General features: G+C 62.6%; 14 protein-coding genes. 6 read left to right on the forward strand and 8 right to left on the reverse strand.

The genetic code is table 11. The features are described 5' to 3' along the window. Positions 1 to 22: 22 nt before the first annotated feature. Positions 23 to 2,125: an ATP-dependent DNA helicase RecG gene (recG, locus tag ACFCU0_RS14705; RefSeq protein ID WP_434974436.1), complete on the reverse strand. Its 2,103-nt coding sequence runs from the start codon at positions 2,123 to 2,125 to the stop codon at positions 23 to 25. A 235-nt stretch (positions 2,126 to 2,360) separates the two neighbouring features. Then, positions 2,361 to 2,765: a RidA family protein gene (locus tag ACFCU0_RS14710; protein WP_434974437.1), complete on the reverse strand. Its 405-nt coding sequence runs from the start codon at positions 2,763 to 2,765 to the stop codon at positions 2,361 to 2,363. Between the two features lie 257 nt (positions 2,766 to 3,022). Between ACFCU0_RS14710 and mnmA the strand changes: the two genes are divergently transcribed. Then, positions 3,023 to 4,198: a tRNA 2-thiouridine(34) synthase MnmA gene (gene mnmA, locus ACFCU0_RS14715; RefSeq protein WP_434974438.1), complete on the forward strand. Its 1,176-nt coding sequence runs from the start codon at positions 3,023 to 3,025 to the stop codon at positions 4,196 to 4,198. 44 nt (positions 4,199 to 4,242) lie between these two features. Next, positions 4,243 to 4,599 (forward strand): hypothetical protein, encoded by a 357-nt coding sequence (locus tag ACFCU0_RS14720; protein WP_434974439.1) that lies wholly within the window; start codon positions 4,243 to 4,245, stop codon positions 4,597 to 4,599. A 43-nt stretch (positions 4,600 to 4,642) separates the two neighbouring features. On the opposite strand, the gene zapE is transcribed toward ACFCU0_RS14720, so the two are convergent. Further along, complete coding sequence (gene zapE, locus ACFCU0_RS14725) at positions 4,643 to 5,650, reverse strand: AFG1/ZapE family ATPase (protein WP_434974440.1); 1,008 nt, start codon at positions 5,648 to 5,650, stop codon at positions 4,643 to 4,645. A 261-nt stretch (positions 5,651 to 5,911) separates the two neighbouring features. Between zapE and ACFCU0_RS14730 the strand changes: the two genes are divergently transcribed. Continuing rightward, positions 5,912 to 7,345, forward strand: coding sequence for an RtcB family protein (locus ACFCU0_RS14730; RefSeq protein WP_434974441.1), 1,434 nt, complete (start codon positions 5,912 to 5,914; stop codon positions 7,343 to 7,345). Between the two features lie 508 nt (positions 7,346 to 7,853). After that, complete coding sequence (locus tag ACFCU0_RS14735) at positions 7,854 to 8,591, forward strand: response regulator transcription factor (RefSeq protein ID WP_434974442.1); 738 nt, start codon at positions 7,854 to 7,856, stop codon at positions 8,589 to 8,591. Between the two features lie 139 nt (positions 8,592 to 8,730). Here the strand turns inward: ACFCU0_RS14735 and ACFCU0_RS14740 are convergent, their stop codons facing one another. After that, on the reverse strand, positions 8,731 to 9,444 hold the full coding sequence (locus ACFCU0_RS14740; protein WP_434974443.1) for a response regulator transcription factor: 714 nt from the start codon (positions 9,442 to 9,444) through the stop codon (positions 8,731 to 8,733). A gap of 301 nt (positions 9,445 to 9,745) precedes the next feature. Here ACFCU0_RS14740 and ACFCU0_RS14745 point away from each other — a divergent pair, with 301 nt between their 5' ends. Then, complete coding sequence (locus ACFCU0_RS14745; protein WP_434974444.1) at positions 9,746 to 10,816, forward strand: M42 family metallopeptidase; 1,071 nt, start codon at positions 9,746 to 9,748, stop codon at positions 10,814 to 10,816. 165 nt (positions 10,817 to 10,981) lie between these two features. Here the strand turns inward: ACFCU0_RS14745 and ACFCU0_RS14750 are convergent, their stop codons facing one another. The 4 genes from ACFCU0_RS14750 to ACFCU0_RS14765 form a co-directional block, all read right to left on the reverse strand. Beyond that, positions 10,982 to 12,379, reverse strand: coding sequence for a class II 3-deoxy-7-phosphoheptulonate synthase (locus tag ACFCU0_RS14750; protein ID WP_434974445.1), 1,398 nt, complete (start codon positions 12,377 to 12,379; stop codon positions 10,982 to 10,984). Positions 12,380 to 12,538: 159 nt separating this feature from the next. Beyond that, on the reverse strand, positions 12,539 to 13,354 hold the full coding sequence (locus ACFCU0_RS14755) for a hypothetical protein (RefSeq protein ID WP_434974446.1): 816 nt from the start codon (positions 13,352 to 13,354) through the stop codon (positions 12,539 to 12,541). A 148-nt stretch (positions 13,355 to 13,502) separates the two neighbouring features. Next, positions 13,503 to 13,964, reverse strand: a complete 462-nt coding sequence (locus tag ACFCU0_RS14760; protein WP_434974447.1) for a nuclear transport factor 2 family protein — start codon at positions 13,962 to 13,964, stop codon at positions 13,503 to 13,505. Between the two features lie 176 nt (positions 13,965 to 14,140). Then, positions 14,141 to 15,574 (reverse strand): cryptochrome/photolyase family protein, encoded by a 1,434-nt coding sequence (locus ACFCU0_RS14765; RefSeq protein ID WP_434974448.1) that lies wholly within the window; start codon positions 15,572 to 15,574, stop codon positions 14,141 to 14,143. Positions 15,575 to 15,752: 178 nt separating this feature from the next. On the opposite strand from ACFCU0_RS14765, the gene ACFCU0_RS14770 reads away from it, so the two are divergent. Continuing rightward, positions 15,753 to 19,154 (forward strand): DUF5060 domain-containing protein, encoded by a 3,402-nt coding sequence (locus ACFCU0_RS14770; RefSeq protein ID WP_434974449.1) that lies wholly within the window; start codon positions 15,753 to 15,755, stop codon positions 19,152 to 19,154. The last annotated feature ends 72 nt before the right edge of the window (positions 19,155 to 19,226 follow it).

Raw genomic sequence — 19,226 nt, forward strand, 5'->3', positions numbered from 1 at the left:
CTTTCGCCCTTCACCTTTCGCCCTACCCTACCCGTGCGAACGAGTCCTGCCGGGGGCGGTACTCGGCGTCGTATCGGCTGCGGATACGGTCGTGCTCCGGGGCGTCGAGCGCCGGGTCGCGGTTCACGAGGTCCTGGGCGGCTTCGCGGGCTTCGGCGATCAGGTCCTCGTCTTCTGTAATATCGGCGATCTTCAGGTCGGGGAGGCCGCTTTGCCGCGTCCCGAAGAAGTCGCCCGCGCCTCGGATCTGAAGGTCGCGCTCGCTGATTTCGAAGCCGTCGTTCGTATCGACCATGGCCTGCAGCCGCTCCTTCGCCTCCGCCGACCGCTTGTAGCCGGCCATTAGGATACAGTAGCTCTGGATGTCGCTCCGGCCGACGCGTCCCCGCAGCTGGTGGAGCTGGCTCAACCCGAACCGCTCCGCGTGCTCGATGATCATCAGGGTCGCATTCGCGACATCGACCCCCACCTCGATCACCGTGGTCGACACCAGTAGGTCGATCTCGCCTTTCTTAAACCGGCGCATCGTGGCGTCCTTCTCGTCCGACTTCATCTGGCCGTGCACGAGGCCGACCTGGTGCTCCGAAAACTGATCCTGCAACTTCTCATAGCCCGACACGGCGTCTTTCAAATCAACCTTCTCGCTCTCCTCGACGAGCGGATAGACGACGTACGCCTGCCGTCCCTGCTCAAGCTGGTCCTTGACGAACGCGTAGACCTCACCCCGGCGCTTCTCGGACCGAAGGACCGTCCGGACCGGCTTCCGTCCTGCCGGCATCTCGTCCATGATCGAAACGTCCAGGTCGCCGTAGAGCGTCATGGCGAGGGAGCGCGGGATCGGTGTCGCCGTCATCAGTAGCATGTGCGGACGGTCGCCCTTGTCGAAGATCGTCGCACGCTGTGCGACGCCGAAGCGGTGCTGCTCGTCAACGATCGCCAGACCGAGCCGGTCGAAGTGCACTTCGTCCTGAATGAGGGCGTGCGTCCCGACAGCGATCGGTGCATCCCCCGACCGGACCGCCCGCAGCGCCTCCTCCCGTTCACTCTTCGTCTGGCTGCCGATCAGCAGGCGCGGTTCGATGCCGAGCGGGTTCAGATACTTCCGAAGGTTCGTGTAGTGCTGCTCCGCGAGGATCTCCGTCGGCGCCATGAATGCACTCTGGTAGCCGCTGTCCAGCGCATGCATCATCGCCGCCACGGCCACGACCGTCTTGCCGCTGCCGACGTCCCCCTGGACGAGGCGGTTCATCTGCGTGCCCGTGCGGGTGTCTGCGATGACATCGTTCAGAGCTCGTTTCTGCGCCCCGGTCAGTTCAAACGGCAATACATTGCGCACGAAGTCACGGGTGTAGTCGCCCGGCGCATCGAAGGCAGGACCGGCGATCTCTGTACGCGACCGGCGCATGTCTGCCAGCATCAGCTGGATGTAGAAGAGCTCTTCGAACTTGAGTCGGTGCCGGGCGCGGGACAGTTCCGATTGAGACTTCGGGAAATGAATGGCCCGGAGCGCGACGCGCCCCTCCATCAGGTCGAACTGGCCCGTCATCCAGTCGGGCAACGGTTCCTGCAGCTTCAGGCCGTGCTCCTTGAACAGGTTGTAGGCGATCTTTCGAATGCTCCGGCTATTCAGCCCGACCTTGTCCATCGCCTCGCTACCTGGATATAGCGCCACGATACGCCCGGTATCCAGGAGAGCCCCCTCGCCGTCCAGCTTGTCGTACTCCGGGTGCGTCATCGAGAACCAGCGGCCGTACTTCTGCACCTTGCCGTGGAAGGCCACCCGCTCCCCCACCTCGAAGACCTTTGGGATGAACCAGATGCCCTGGAACCAGGTGCATTTCATCTTCGAACCGCGCTCGCCCTCGAGGATGACCTCGAAGCGCTTGGACCGTTTGCCAGGCACGACATCTTTGGCTCGGACGGTGCCCACGACCGTGACGGGGTCGCTGCTCTCGCGGAGCCGGCCGATCGGAGTGACGGTCGACCGATCAAGGTACCGTCGCGGATAGAAGTGCAGCAGATCGCGGACCGTTCGGACGCCGAACTGATCATCCCACACCTCCGCCCGACGCTCGCCCACGCCCTTCAGGTAGCGAACCGGTTCGTGCAGAAAATCGTCGCTCATGGGCCTTGGACGGCAGCCTGATCGAGTCCCGGGTTTATGTCGGACATGCCGCGACCGGCGGCCTCCGGACGATCAGGTACACACAGGATACACAGTCTGCGTTCCGAGAGCCGGCGGGTTGAGAATTGAGGATTGAGAATTTAGGATTGAGGATGGGATCAACCGAGACCGGTTTCGGCGTCCTTAATGGACCTAACGTCCAATGGACAATCCGCTATCGACAATTCACAACTCGTTACCGTACCGCAATGCAGCTAACCTCCACACGCGCATTTCGCGGCAGGGCGGCGACCTGCACGGCCTGACGGGCCGGCGGGGTTTCGTTGAAGTACCGCGTGTACACTTCGTTGACCTGCGCGTAGTCGTTTACGTCGGTCAAGAAGACCTCACAGCGAACGACGTTTTCGTAGTTCATGCTCGCGGCCTGAAGGACAGCGCCGACGTTTTCGAGCACGCGCTCCGTTTCCTCCTCCACCGATCCGGAAATCATGCTCCCCGTCTCCGGATCAATGGCGATTTGGCCGGACACGTAAAGCGTATTGTCGACCAGTACACCCTGGCTATACGGACCGATGGCGGCCGGGGCGAGCGGCGTTTTCACGGTCGTACGAGATGTACGCGTCGAAGAGGAGTTGGACATGGAGCAACGGGGGTCGGCGCCGGAGAACTAACAGGTTACAACATCTACCTCGCTCGGGCACAGTACAAGCGAATATTGGAGAAAGACGATTCCCGCCGTATCGTCGCTCGCTCGCCCGACGAATTGAGTCCTTGATCACGCACAGGGGCCGAAGGGCGTACACGGGGGCCGGACGACGGAACGTCTGCTTACGCATCGTCGTTTTTCTCTATTCGATGGACAGTAAGCACGTATTTGCGAACGATTACCAGGGAGTCATGAGCAGCAAGGGGCGCGTATTGGTCGCCATGAGCGGAGGGGTAGATTCGTCGGTGACGGCGGTTCTCCTCGCCGAGCAGGGGTATGATGTGGTCGGGATTACGATGAAAACGTGGGACTACTCGACCAGCGGCGGTCGGAGCGACAAGGAGGTCGGCTGCTGCACGCTGGAGTCGATGAATGACGCCCGGGCGATCGCGCTGAAGCATGGATTCACACACTTCATCGTGGACATCCGCGAAGAGTTTGGCGACTGGGTAATCAACCGGTTTACGAATGACTATCTCGCCGGTCGGACCCCGAACCCATGCGTTCTCTGCAACACGCATATCAAGTGGGCGGCTCTGCTGCGTCGCGCGGACGACCTTGATTGCGACTACATCGCGACCGGGCATTACGCCCGTGTCCGTCAGGATGAAGAAACGGGTCGCTACCTGCTGTGCCGCGGCAAGGACCGAAACAAGGACCAGAGCTATGCCCTCTGGGGTCTGCCTCAGGAGCACCTGGCCCGCTCGATCTTCCCGCTGGGAGAGTACACGAAGCCGGAAATTCGTCAGATGGCGTCCGACTTCGGTCTCGACCGCGTCGCCGACAAACCGGACTCCTACGAGATCTGCTTCATCCCCGACAACGACTACGGCCGGTTTCTAAAGGATCGCGTTGATGGACTGGAGGAGGACGTCAGCGGCGGCGATTTCGTGCTGAAAGACGGGACCGTGGTCGGCCAGCATGAAGGATACCCGTTCTACACGATCGGCCAGCGACGCGGCCTCGACCTCGCGCTCGGTCATCGGGTGTACGTCACGCACATTGATCCAGACACCAACACGATCACGGTCGGGCCGAAGGAAGACCTGATGCAGCAGACGCTGACGGCGCGCGAGATCAACATGATCAAGAAGCCGTCGCTCGACGAGGAGCAGCCCGCCTGGGGCACCATTCGATACAATGATGACGGAGCCGGGTGCCTCGCCTGGCAGCCGGACGAGGACACGCTGAAAGTGGCGTTTGCCGAACCGCGACGTGCCATCACAGCCGGGCAATCCGTCGTGCTCTACGAAGGCGACGACGTTCTCGGTGGTGGCTGGATCCACGAGGTCGGCTCCGATCCGAAGGCGACGGAGCGCGTCCCTCAGGTCGACGTGCTGGAATCGGAGGTCGGCATCCTGGGCTGACCTGCTTTCTACCTCGCTTGTCTTTCTGACTGCCTTCCCTGCCCATGCGACCCATCCTGACCCTCATCCTCGGTCTCACACTCGCCGCCGGACTCGCCGGGTGCTCCGCGAGCGATCATGCGCCGGAGACCGCAGCCGACTCGTTAGACTCCGTACAACAGAGCGATCAAATCGTGACGGGTACAGGAACGATTTCATTTGTAGACATCGAAGGAGGATTTTTTGCCATCCAGTCGGATGACGGGGCGAAATACGACCCGACCGGCAGCCTCGACGAGGATTTTCAGACGGACGGACTCCGCGTCCGATTCAGTCTTCAGCCCAAAGAAGGCGTGATGACGACCCGGATGTGGGGAACGCCCGTCGACGTTCAGGGCATTGAGCGCATCGAAGACGAGTAGCCGGGCGGCCACAGGTCGGCGGCCACGGGTCGGCGGCGATCGATCAACTCGCCGCGGGGTGTTCGCTGACTTCACACATGTCATGGAGGCGAGACACCGTGCGCTCAAACTTTTCAGCGATTGCCTTCGCAATACCCGCATGGGCGGCGGCATTGAACCAGGCCTCGGGCGGGACGGCCGAAGAGAAGTAGAATGCCGGCGCGTCCGGCGCGAGATACAGGTCGTCGACCACGCGGAGCAGCCGAAGGGCGTCGTCGGTGTCACGAATCGTGATGTCTGGCACGTAGAGCGACTGCGGCTCTTTGAGCGATCGCATCAGTGCGGGATGCGGCGTCGTCGTGGTGGCGTCTCGTAACTCGGGGAAGGGGAGCCACCGGCGCGGACGGGCATCCTCCTCATAGGCGCTCCGGATTTCCGCTCCTACGACGCGTTGCGGGCCGACCCATCCTCGCCCTGGACGAGATCGGTCACGACCCCGGCGGTAGTCCTCCCCGCCCACGAATAGCACCTCGTACTGCTCGCGAAAGGTCTCCCGGAGAAACCGGCGAAAACGGCCTGGGCCGACCTTGTTCGACAGAAACTGCTCCGGCTCCACGTTGCTGGTTGCAAGCAGCCGCACCCCTCGCTGCTCGAGCGTCTGGAGGACGAGGACGAGACGGGCTTCGTTGGCGGCGTCGTCGATTTCAATTTCATCCAGGCAGAGGACGTCGCACCGGTCCGCCACGCGTTCGGCAAACCGTCCCGGGTGCTCGTTTAGCCGAAAAAGCGCATTGGAGTGCAAAAAACCGCACGGCACCTCCGGGTTCAGCGTGTGGTACGCCGACGCGAGGAGATGCGTCTTGCCGGTTCCCACCGGACCGACGAGGTAGAGACCCTTCGTTTGCTGACTCGATCGGGAGAAGAGATGGCGCATCCGCTCGCCGAGCGTCGGGACCGTTCGTGCATTTTCCACAAACTGCCGCACGGATCGTAGCGCCTCTTCCTGACTCGCCGCCGGGGTTCGATACGAATCGAAGGTGGCGTCGGAAAAACGGTCCGGAAGGGAGAGCATCGGCAACAGGGACGGATAATCCGGGGGTGAAATCGAACTGAGGCCGCTCATAACGGGTCGTCCGATCCGATGTGAAGACAACACAGACGGTACGTATGCGTATCGTGAAGGACGGATGCGTAGGAACACTGAATTTCCCACAGGGATTAAATTCCTGTCTCGCAAATACACATTGAAAGCCGAGTGTAGCGATGCCACGGGACGCGTCCACCGGACGATTCGTCGTTCCCGTCCCCGTGTCGCACACCAGAACGTACCTCCATGGATCGGAAAGACTTGACGCGGATCGACGACTACACGTGGGAAATCCCCGAGTCTTTTCGTGAGGGCATGCGCGTTCCAATCCGGATCCTCGCCAACGAAGAGCTGGTCGACGACATCATCACCGGCGAGGCGATTGAGCAGGCCGTCCAGACCGCCCACCTCCCGGGCCTGGTCGGCCACCTCGTTGTCATGCCGGATGTGTACTCCGGACAGGGCGCACCGGTGGGAATCGTGGCAGCGTCGAAGTACCCCGCCGGGGCGATTGCACCGGGCGCGATTGGGCACGACATCAACACGGGGGTCCGGCTGCTCGGCTCCAGCATCAAGCGTGAAGACGCCGACGACATGCTGGATGACCTCGCTGACGCACTGCACGGGCACATTCCGTGCGGCGTAGATGCCGAGGGTCCGCTGCAACTCAGCAAGAGCGAAATCGACCACGTCGCCCAGTCGGGCGCTCAGTGGGCGCTCCGGAAGGACATGGCCCATCAGGATGATCTGGTGCGGGCCGAAGAGGGTGGTCGCCTGAATGAAGCGAACCCGTCTAAGGTAAGCGAAACCGCCCGCGCCCTCGGTGCCCAGCAGCTCGGCACGTTGGGCGGCGGAGAGCACTTCATCGAGATCAGTTACGTCGATGAAGTCTTCAACCGTGCTGCGGCCATCACGATGGGCCTGAAGGAAGGACGCCTCACGGCCCAGATCCACTGCGGCTCGCGTGGCTACGGGCGGCAGGTCTGCGCCGACTACATCGAGCGGTTCCAGGATGTGGCTGACAAGTACGATGCTCGTCCGCCGAACCCCAACCTCGCTTACGTCCCGCTCGATGCATCCGAAGCGGAGGATTACATGGGGGCCATGCGTGCGGCGGCCAACTACGCGTACGCCAACCGACAGGTGCTCGCGCACCGCGTTCGTGAGGCGTTTGACGACGTCCTCGAAGGGCGGGGCGACAGCCTGAAAACCGTTTACGACGTCGCGCACAACCTCGGCCAGGTCGAAATGCATGAGGTCGAGGGCAAGCACATGCGGTGCTACGTGCATCGCAAAGGGGCAGCTCGCGCGTTCGGACCGGGGACGCCCGGCATCTCCCTTCCCTACCGCGCGCTCGGGCAACCGGTGATCGTGCCTGGCAGCATGGGCGAAACGTCCTGGGTTATGCTGGCCACGCGTGACGCCATGTCGAAGAGCTTCGGAAGTGCATGCCACGGTGCCGGCCGAACGATGAGCCGTCATGAAGCGAGCTACCACGGTGACCCGATCCTGGATGACCAGCTTGAAAACCGTGGCGTTCGCGTTCGCTCCAGCGAAGCCTCCACATCCGGCGGCGTCCAGCTGAAGGAAAACATCGATGCCGTCGTCGACACGGTGTCGGGTGCCGGACTCGCCGGCAAGGTAGCCCGTCTGAAACCTCTCGCCGTCGTGCACGGCTGACCCGTTCAGCAGCATGCTATACCAGGGAGGCGATATTCTCACCTGCATCGAGCCGCCTTGTCCTTCATCCTTCCGGGGATGAGGCGGGGCGGTCTTGACGTTTTTCGCGGCTCTGTAACGACGACGGCGTGGCGGACCGCCAGAGCGTCCGCCGATCAGAACAATGGGATCGCTTCGATCGGAACCGATCATCGCCGGAGGGGACCCGCCGTCGGATCATTTTCACCTCGACATATTCGATGCGTAACGGATCGGGGAATCCGACCTGCACGGAGATTTGTTTAGGCCAGTGACCAGCAGGTGTCATCTCCGACACACGTTTTCGTTTTCGAGACCTTTACAGTATTCCTCCGCTGCAGGTAGCATTATACGAGTCTACGTTCGGCCGTCCACGGTGCGGGATCAAGCGCCCCACGTCACTCGCCCCGCAACACCGCCCGCCACGACACTGCCGTTTTCATCCCGCTGCCTCATCTCTGTCCTTGAGACGTGAGCCTGAATCATGAACATGAATCAAGAAAAGAACGCCCCCCGCATTCTCGTTGTTGAAGACGACAGCGAACTCAGCACCTCCCTGATGCTCTTCCTCGAGTCCGAGGACTACCGGGTAACGCTCGCCGAAGACGGTGAGACCGGCCGCGAGGAGGCTACTCGCCTTCCCGGGTACGACCTCATCGTGCTGGATGCCAAACTGCCAGATCGTAGCGGCTTCCAGGTCCTGCGCCAGGCTCGCACGGAGGGCGTGCAGACGCCGGTGCTAATGCTGACCGGGCTGGGCGATCACGAACACAAGATGCGGGGCTTCCACCTGGGCGCGGACGACTACCTGACGAAACCGTTCGCTACGGAGGAACTGCTCGCACGGATCGAAGCGTTGCTCCGCCGCGAGGCACAGGCGCACGATGAAGGTGGCATCTTCTACGTTGGCGGGCTTGAGATCGACCTTGATGAGCACACCGTGAAGCGCGACGGTTCGCCGGTCAATCTGACGGATCTCGAGCACGCCCTCCTGGAGTACCTGCTCCGTCGTCGCGGTCGCACCGCGACACGAGAACAGATCCTGCGTGACGTGTGGGACCTGCCCGCGGAGGTCGAAACCCGCACCATCGACCGTCACGTAAACGCTCTGCGCGACGTGATGGACGGGACGGATGAAAAGTCATGGGCGATCCAGAGCGTATACGGAATCGGCTACAAGCTGGTCGGTGCCCGTCGCTCCAACACCAGCCCCGCCGCGACGGCGTAAGCCAGGATCGTCGTAGCGGTAACGAACACATACAGAAAACGGGCGAGCGTCCCTTTCATGGACTGCTCGCCCGTTCTGTATGCACGCCATCTGCGTGCGCGGTACGACCTGCCAGCGTCAGGTCACCGACGCGACGCGGTCAGCTCTTGTCCTCAAAGCGATATCCGATTCCGTAGACGGTTTCGATGTAGGTCGGGGCCGACGGGTCGGGTTCGATCTTCTTCCGGACCGACGCCATGTGCCGGTCGATCGTTCGGGTGATGATGTTTTCGTCGATGCCCCAGACATCGCGAAGAAGCTGCTTACGCGTGACCGTCCGCCCTTCATGCTGGATCAGGTAGCGGAGAATGTCGAACTCCAGCGCGGTGAAATTGATTTCTTCGTCCCCGCGATAGGCCTCGTGCGTTGTAAAGTTGACCTCCACATCGCCAATCTCGTACACGTCCATCGGGGCCTCCGATGGAGGCATCGTGCGCTGAAGGATCGCTTTGACGCGTGCCGCCAGCTCTTCGACGTTGAACGGCTTGGTGATGTAATCGTCCGCGCCGAGACCGAAGCCTTTCAGCTTGGACTCCTGCTCGCCACGAGCGGTGATCATCAGAACCGGGGCGCTGAAGCCCATTTCCTGCGATTCGCGCAACACCTCGAACCCGTCCTTCTTCGGGAGCATGACGTCCAGGAGGACCACGTCGCACGCCTCCATCTCCTCCATCTTCGTCAGAGCGTCGACGCCATCTTCTGCGGTATCGACATCGTATCCTTCGAGCTCAAAATACTCTTCCAGACCCATGAGGATGTCGGGGTCATCCTCGACAATGAGCATCTGGTAATTGCGATCCGTCGTCTTCGGCATAGAAGCGGGCGTGTGTTAAAATACTGGAGGTACGGACGACATCGGCGCGCGGTGGACCGCCCTGGTTGACCGCGCAACGTGACGCGGATCAATATAACAAACTTCGAACAGTAACCAAATGGATCCCCATCCGCAAAGGGACCGCTCACGGATTGGTTACGACCGCTCCGTAGGTGGTCCACATTGCAGAGGGTGGTCTTGCGAGAATCCCTCGTTGATGGAGAATCAACGCGCCGCGTGTCAGCATACACAGTATCTACGAATCACCTGTCCCCATTCTTTCGATTGACCGCTGGTGCGCATGACGAACGACGCGAAAACGTTTCTCTTCGACCTTCTCGACACCCCGAGCCCCACGGGATTTGAAGCCGCCGGACAACGAGTCTGGGCCGACTACGTGCGCGGCTTCGCCGATGAGGTGAACAGCGATGCGTATGGAACGGCCTGGGCATCGGTCTCCGGAAGCGCTGGCGATGCCCCGTCGGTCATGTTCGACGCCCACGTCGACGAGATCGGCTATATGATCAGCCACATCACCGACGAAGGATTCATCTACGTGAATCGAATCGGCGGCTCCGATCGTGCCATCGCGCGCGGTCAGCGGGTGCGCATCCTGGGCAACGACGGTGCCGTACTCGGGGTGGTGGGCAACACGGCCATTCATCTCCGCGACAAGGAAGACACCGCGATCCCGGAGGTCCATGAGCTCTTCGTTGACATCGGGGCGTCGAGCGGGGACGAGGTCAGGGACCGGGGCCTACGGGTCGGGCATCCGATGGTGATGGACGTCGCGCCGGCCGACCTGACGGATACGCGGATTACTTGCCGAGCGATCGACAACCGTCTGGGCGGCTTCATCATTGCACAGGCGCTCGAACGGCTCGCGGGCGACCGGCCGGCCTGGACCGTCCACGCTGCCAACTCGGTCCAGGAAGAAATCGGCGGGCACGGTGCCCAGATGATCACGCACCGCCTTAACCCCGACGCGGCGATTGTCTTTGACGTAACCCACTCGACCGACTCCCCCGGCATCGACGCCACGCAGCACAGCGATATCAAGATCGGGAAGGGGCCGACGGTCACCCATGGCACGTCGAACCATCCGGACCTCGTGGACCGCGTCGTCGAGGTCGCCGACGCGAATGATATTCCGCTCCAGCACGAGCCGAGCTCTCGCCGCACCGGCACCGACACTGACTCCATCTTCAAGACCCGGCAGGGCGTTCCGAGCGTCCTCCTGTCCGTTCCGCTGCGCTACATGCATTCGACCGTCGAGATCATCGACACCGAGGATGTGGAGCATTGCATCCAGCTCTACGTGGAGGTCACCCGCTCGCTGCAGGCAGACGAGTCATTCCACGTCACGATTTAACGACCGGCCGGGGTCGTGAGGGGGGGCAGGGGGTGAATGTGAGTGCGTTTGCACGTGTGCGGCTCTACAGGCGCGAGGGCTCTACAGGCGCGAGTATGACAAAGCACAAACGATCCAACGCACGACCCTACATCCGCACGCCCGCCTGTTCACCCTTTCCCCCTTTCACCCTCTCCCCCCTTCACCCATCCCCCGCGTCCGCTCGCGCTTTAGTCCGCCGTTTCGGGCTTTTCGGACCACGCTGAAGGCCATCTCCAGCGTCTGCTCGTAGTTCAGTCGCGGGTCGACGTGGGATTTGTAGGCCCGTTCCAGGTCCGTCTCCTGCAGGCCGCGCGCACCGCCGATACATTCCGTGACATTTTCGCCGGTCAGTTCGAAGTGAACACCGCCGAGAATCGACCCCTCGGACGTGTGAATGTCGAACGCTTGCTCCAGCTCTCTGAGGATGTTGGCGAACCGGCGCGTCTTGATCCCGCCGTTCGTTTTCTCCGTGTTGCCGTGCATCGGATCGCAGATCCACAGGACCGGATGGCCCGTCGCCTGCACGGCCTCGAGAAGGGGTGGGAGACGATCCCCGATCTGGTCGGCGCCAAACCGGGTGATGAGCGCCAGGCGACCGGGCTCTTTCTCTGGGTCCAGATGCGCCACCAGCGACGTCAGCTTCTCACGCGACATATTCGGCCCCACCTTTAGGCCGATCGGATTTGCGAGACCTCGCATGTATTCGACGTGCGCACCGTCCAGCTGATTGGTTCGCTTGCCGATCCACGGAAAGTGTGTACCCAGGTTATAGGCACCCTGGTTATGCGGAACCGTCCGCGTCAGCGCCTCCTCATACGGCAGCAGCAAGGCCTCGTGGCTGGTGTAGAACGTCACCCGATCCATCGAGTCGGCCCGGCGACCGGCAACCACATCGAGAAAGCCGAGGGTGTCCTCGATCGACTCAACGATCGCGTGATACTCGTCGGCGAGGGGCGAGTGTTGCATGAAGTCCAGATCCCAGTACTCCGGATGACGCAGGTCGGCAAATCCGCCTTCCACGAGCGAGCGGACCAGGTTCAGCGTGAGGCCGGACTTCATGTAGGCACGCTTCAGTCGTCTCGGATCCGGCACGCGCGCCTCTTCGGTAAAGGCCGGGTCGTTGATGATGTCTCCTCGGTAGCTCGGGAGCGTCGTGCCATCGCGGGTTTCCGTGTCCGACGACCTCGGCTTGGCGTACTGACCGGCGAACCGCCCGACGCGGACGACCCGCTTGTTGAGGCCGTACGTCAGAATCAGGCTCGTCTGCAGCATGATCTTGAGCCGGCTCGTGATGACGTCGGCCGTGCAGTCTGCGAACGACTCGGCACAGTCGCCGCCCTGCAACACGAAGCGCTCGCCCTGGGCTGCACGGGCCAGCTCCGCTTTCAGATTCTCGACCTCCCACGACGTAATCAGCGGAGGAAGCGTCTGAAGGTGACCGAGAACGTCCTGAAGTTCGTCTTTGTTTTCGTACGTGGGTTGCTGCCGGGCGTCGTGGGACCGCCAGGACGACGGACTCCACGACTGAACAGAGGTGGGCATGTTGGGCGTTGAGACAGGGGTGCAGAGGGGGAATGCGATGCGCCACGGAGTCACGTCCGTGCCGACAGGGGATGGCGGCGTACGACGCAGGCAGGCTCCGCGTTTCCCCGGAGGCCTGCCTGCACGACGCTCCTGCTGGTACGCGGTCGAAGTCGCGCCCTACTGAAAGGAGATCGAGATCTCTTCCTTCGTCTCAACTGTTACACCGGGAAGCCCGGAAATCGCCTCCGGATCCGCGTTTTCTTGATCGCCCAAAATCATAAAGGACTTGAGCGCGGATGTATCTCGCACCATCTCTTCGAAGTTGAGGTCGAACAGCGTCACCTCGCCGCCTGCCACGTGCGACGCGTTGGTCTCCACAATGTCGCCGTCGATCTGAATGGCCACCCGGAAGCGGGCGTCGCGGAGCATCATCTGGACCATCCGCATTTCCTGGGGGTCCATCGCGGAGGTGTCCGTTGCCAGGTCCACGTCGGCATTCATTTCGGCATCGTCGCCCTGCTCCTTATCATGCGGCATGCGAATCGTAAGCGTGGCAGGCGATCCAGCCGTGAACTCAAGATTGAGGTCCTCCAGCATGCCTGACAGATCCCCGCCTCCGGGCCCGTCCTCCATGTCCGGCTGCTCAACGTTGTCCGGCATGACGTCCCCGGGATTGGGCGTAAACGTGACGTTGCGAATATCGGAAAACGTGTAGACGCTTTCATACCCCTTCCCGCTCATGTTGTCGATCATGGTGACGGACGCCAGCTCGGCACCGGAATACGCGCCGGAGTTGCGAACCGACTCCTCCGAAAACAGCGACAGGTCGGCCGTGCCGGAGGTGTCCTGCTCCTGCATCGACTCCATCATCGCAGCCATCTGGGCGCTGAGCACCACCCTCTCGCGAATCTCTCCCGATCCGTCCGGGCGAAGCGTAAGCGTACTCTCCAGGTTCATGCAGCCGGTCGCGACGACCACTGCAAGGGCGATCATTACCAGACGGGCAAGTCCGTGCGGTTGGGATCCGACACCGTGAGTCCGTTCGTTCATCAGTTCGTCCATTCAAGGAAAAGGGGCGCGTTGCGGGGCAAGGTCGCTCCTGAACGTGTCGATCGCAACTCACAATGCGTTTTGATGCCGCTCATGGGCCGCTGGCGACGTGGGATTCGGGAAGCGACACGTGCGTCTGCGCCAACAGCCACTGCCCCTCGTCCTTTTTCAACACACCCGTGAATCGCGCACCGAACCAGGACTGGGCGCCGTGACTCGACCGAATCTCCGCATCCAGCAGGTGGGAGTACCAGGCGACATCGCCGGCGGGGCTGACGTGGACGGCAAGATCGCGTATCGTCGCCTCGTAGACGTCGAGACTCTCGAACTGCTCGATGGTATCGGCGTGAAGGTGACTCCATCCACGCCAGATTTCGTCCGTGTCTGTTCCGATATGGACCGCGTCCGGATCGTGGGCCGTGATACGCTCCATCTGATCGAGGTCTTGCCGGTTCATGGCGTCGAAGAACGCGACAATCGTATCCGACACCTCCTTCACGAGATAGGAGGGAGTACGGGTGGCTGCGGTCGATTCGACGGTCGGGCGGGACATAAATCGGGAATGGGATGATTCTCTATTATGCGAAGTGGCACCGGTCCGCGGCGGTCGTGGACATCGTCTAACAGGCTGCGCAGACCGAGTCTTTCGTCAACCGCCGCTCCAGCACGAGAGTTCGACGAAAGCACGGGCATCCCCTCTCTGCCTGTTACCCTGCTGGACGCCGACGCCTATCCCTCGGTCACGTCATATCGTCCGTAGCCGTTAGCCTTTGCCGCCTCCCTCGCCGTCGCATAGGTCTCCTTCGCCCGCTGATAGGCAGTCCCGTGATCAACGATGGGCGCCGGGTAGTCGGAGGCCTGCGCCGAAAAGTCGGTCGCATCCCCGCTCGTCAGCAGGTCGGCCGACACGTCGCGGAGTTCAGGCACCCAGTGGCGGACGTATTCCGCTCCCTTGTCATACTTCTCCACCTGAGTGTACGGGTTGAACATGCGCATCGGGATGGAATCGAGCCCGACGGACGCGGACCACTGCCAGTTACCATTGTTGACGCTGGGGTCGTAGTCCAGCAGGTGACGCGCGAAAAACCGCTCCCCGTGGCGCCAGTCGATCCGAAGATGCTTCGTAAGAAAGGACGCCACGGTCATTCGCGCCCGATTGTGCATGTACCCGGTGGTAACGAGTTCACGCATCCCCGCATCAACAATCGGGAAGCCCGTTTTCCCCTCGCACCACCGCTGCCAGTCCTCCGGAGCGTCGCGCCAGTCGATGAACCGGTCCTTCGGTCGGATGGCCTGACCAAAAACGGAGGGGAAGTGGTAGGCGAAGTGCGTGTAGAAATCGCGCCAGAGAAGCTGACTGTTGAGCTTGTGTCGCGGTCCCCATTCACGCCGGATGGCGTGATACACCTCGCGCGGTGAGACCGTCCCGAACTTCAGCGCCGCCGAGCACCGGGTTGCCTGGCCGTAGGCATCCATCCGATGCCGCTTCTTCGAGTAGTAGCGGTACTCGTCCATCCGATCAAGCACCTGCAGGGCATCCTCCCGGCGACCGCTCACTTTCAGGTCGGCATTGGGGTCGGGCCGATAGGCCTCGAGCGCCACGGTTTCGACGGAACCATCGCGGGTCTCCCAGTGCGGGGCATCAACGGAGACGGGAGCCGGAATCTCGACCTGCCGCGCAGCCTTTCGAAAGTGGCTGTAGACGAAAAACGGGTCTCCGCTCTGAGAAACGACCTCTTCCGGCTCGGTTAGGAGCACGTTCGGCTCTGCGTGAAAGTCGACTCCGTGACGCTCCGCGGTCTCCGCCAGCGCATGATCCCGTTGCTGACCGAACGGCGTGTAGTCGCGGCTCACGTACACAGCGTCCACCGTTCCGCCCTGTAGCAACGCGTCGAGCACGTCGGACGCGTGGCCACCAAACACGTAGAGCCGGCCGCCCCGCTGCTCAAGGTCGCTCGCAAGATCAGTCAGGGCCGATGTAAGCACCTCGAACGCATTTGGCGAGAAGTACTCATTCTCGTCCGCACTCGCCTGACAGGGATCGAAGATGAATGCGGGGATGATGCTTCGGGAAGCCGCACATGCCGACTTCAAGGAGCGGTTGTCATGCACCCGCAGATCCCGACGGAAGAGGAACAGGCTGCGACGGTACCGGGATGCCATGCTGAAAAGAAATGAGGAGGAAGAGGGTGGGTGTCTCAGCGGATGTTTCACTGTATGGCTAACGAGACACGCACGAGCGGGTTCATGAACGATTTGAACCAAAAAAAGACACAGAGCGAGGCACAGGTCTTGTACCATGTATGGGTCCTCGCGGTCGCCACCACACGTCCAAACGTCCATGCGCACCACTGCTACGCGCCCTCCGTCCGCCCTATTTCGGGTCCTCATCCTCGTTCTCCTTTTCTCGACCGCTTCGGTCGCGCAGGCCCAGTCGGTCACGAGCTTCGTGCTTGTTGACGCCGGCGCGGACACCGACATCCGAACGCTGTCGGAAGGAGACGTCATCGACCTCGCCCAGCTCTCGGCAACCTCCCTCAGCATACGAGCGGAGACATCGCCTGCGACCACGGGGAGCGTCCGGTTCGACTTCAACGGGACGTCAAACTATCAGACGGAAAACAACCCGCCGTACGCGCTGAACGGCGACACCAGCGGCGACTATGACGGGGTACCGGAGCTCGCACAGACCGGCACCTACACGCTCATAGCGACCCCGTACCCGCAACCCGACGCGGGCGGCGCGGCCGGCACGCCCCTCACCATCACGTTCTCCGTCGAAACGAACGGCGACGGATCTGGAGGTGGAGGAACCGACACCGGTGCGTTTCAGGAAGAAGGCGGACTCGTCGTGATCGAGATGGAGTCGGAGGCGCCCGGTGGCAACTGGGAAGAGCGGACGGACTTCAGCGGCTACACGGGCGACAGCTACCTCATCTGGGAAGGGTCATCTAACCTCAACACCCCGGGAAGCGGCCTGATCACGTACCCGATCGAGATCACCACGACCGGAACGTATAAATTTGAGTGGCGGAACGCTTTCGGGGCCGGCTCCACCCCCACCGAACACAACGACACCTGGCTCAAGATCGACGCCGACGCCTTTTATGCTGAGCGAAACGGCAGCATCCTCTGCCCGAAGGGCTACGATCCGGCCGAGAATGACTGCTCCGGCGGCACGCCTAACGGCTCCGGGTCCGACGGCTGGTTCAAGGTGTATCGCAGCGGCGGGAGCCAGGGTGCATGGAGTTGGTCGACACGGACGAGCGACAACGACGCCCACGAGATCTACGCGCAGTTCGACAGCCCGGGCACCTACACCCTCCGCGTGTCGGCCCGGTCGGACTTTCACGCGATCGACCGGATGGTCCTGGCCAATGATGCCTTCGGGGGCGACCCGCGCGACCCGAGCCTTCCGGAGTCCCCACGTGATGCAACCGCGGCGTGCAATGTGGCCTCGACCGGGCTCAGCGGCGACAGCAACCTCTGGCATCCCCTGACGCTCACGCTCGAGGGCCCGTGCACGAGCGAGGGAGCGACGCCGAACCCGTTCCTCGACTACCGGCTAACGGTCGAGTTTAGCCACGCGGGCTCGGGGACGGTCGTCACGGTGCCCGGCTACTTTGCCGCGGACGGCGACGCGGCGAACACCGGCGCAACGTCGGGTGCCGCGTGGCGCGCCCACTTCACGCCGCGTCAGACTGGGAACTGGACGTACGAGGTCTCCTTCGTCGAAGGCGGACCGGGGTCGAACATCGCGATCTCAACCGGCGGAACACCGACCGGGCCCGACGGGCAAACCGGTGCCTTTACCGTCGGCCCGACCGACAAATCCGGGCGCGACCATCGTGGTAAAGGCATGCTAACATATGTCGGCGATCGGTACCTGCAGTTCGACGACGGCAGTTACTTCCTGAAGGGCGGTGCGGATAGTCCGGAGAACCTGCTGGCCTACTCCGACTTCGACGGCACCCCCGACGGCCGCGACTACGGGCCGCACCTCGGCGACTGGTCCTCGGGCGATCCGACCTGGAGTAGCGGCCGCGGGAAGGGGCTCATCGGCGCCCTGAACTATCTTGCTCGCGACGAGGGGATGAACGCTTTCTCATTCCTCACCATGAACGTCAATGGCGACGGTGACGATGTCTGGCCGTGGACGAGCCCCTCCGCGACGGAGCGCTTCGACGTCTCCAAGCTCGACCAGTGGGAAATCGTGATGACCCATGCAGACGTGCTCGGCCTCTTCAAGCACATCAAGACGCAGGAAACCGAGAACGACCAGTATCTAGACGGCGGCGACCTTGGCGTCGAGCGGAAGCTCTACTATCGCGAGCTCATCGCCCGCTTCGCGCATCACCACGCGCTCAACTGGAATCTGGGCGAGGAGTACGATGTTTACAACGAGAAAAACGACGGCGACCAGTCTCGCCTCCTCGGGTACATCGACTACATTCGGTCGCTCGACGCCTATGACCATCCGATCGTCGTCCACACGTATCCCAACCAGCGCGACAACGTCTACACCGACCTTCTCGGGGAGGACGGGTTCACCGGGCCGTCCATCCAGCTCGGTGGCATGAACGACGGCGAGGCCCACGACGCCGTCACGCGATGGCTGGAGGAATCGGAGAACGCCGGACGCATTTGGAACGTCTCGGTCGATGAGCCGGGGAATGCGAACGCCGGGCTTCGTCCCGATAGCGACGACAACCATGACGCGGCGCGCGAGGTGATGTGGGCGGTCTTCTTCGCCGGGGGCGACGGGCTCGAGTGGTACTTCGGGTACGGCTACCCCGACGACGACCTGGATGCCGACGACTGGCGCTCCCGCGATCGGTTCTGGGACTTCCACCGGGCTGCGCTGGACTTCATGTGGCAGATTCCGTTCCCCTCGATGTCACCCGACGATGAGCGGCTCGGCGGCGAGTCCGGATACGTCTTCTCCGACGGGCAGGACCGCTTCGCCGTCTACCTGAAGGACGGCGGCACCGACGCCACGCTCGACCTGCCCGCCGGCTCGTTCGACCTCCTCTGGTACGACCCGCGATCTGGCGGTGACTTCCAGACGGGCAGCCTGGCCGACGTCTCGGGCGGATCCAATACGAGCCTCGGCGCGCCACCGAGCGACAGCAACCAGGACTGGGTCGTTGTCGCCAAGCGCACCGACGTCCCCCTCCCCGTCGAACTCAGCACGTTTGAGGCCACGACCGACGGGCCCGCTGTCGCCGTGCTGCAGTGGACGACCGCTACCGAGACCGACAACGCTGGCTTCGACATCCTCCACCGGGCGCCCGGCACCGGCGCGTTCGCGACGCTCGGCTTCGTGGACGGCGCCGGCACGACCGCCTCGCCGCAATCCTATCGCTTCCGGGCGACGGGTCTATCGGCCGGGACGCACACGTTTCGTCTGCGGCAGGTCGACATCGATGGTGCGTCAACCCTCAGCGACCCGACGGAGGTGACGCTCGTCCCCGATCAGGCCGTGACGATCTCGGCGCCGGCACCGTCCCCTGTCCGCACACAGGCAACGATGACGCTTGGCGTGCAGACCGCGCAGCCCGTACGTGTGAGCCTGTACGACATGCTCGGCCGGCAGGTACGGATCCTGCACGACGGGCCGGTCTCCCCTGCCCAGCCTGTTACCGTCACCGTGCAGGCGGGACAGCTCGCACCTGGAATCTATTTCGTCCGCGCCGTCGGCGCGAAGGCTACGTCGACCCGGCGCATCGCGATCGTGCGTTGACCGCGGTCGTGGCCTTCTCATAGGGGATTGTGCGCCGTTGGATCGGCCGACATCGTATCGGCCGGCTATCCA

It is taken from the genome of Longibacter sp. (assembly GCF_051155795.1).
In the GTDB taxonomy this organism is placed as follows: Bacteria; Bacteroidota; Rhodothermia; order Rhodothermales; family Salinibacteraceae; genus Longibacter.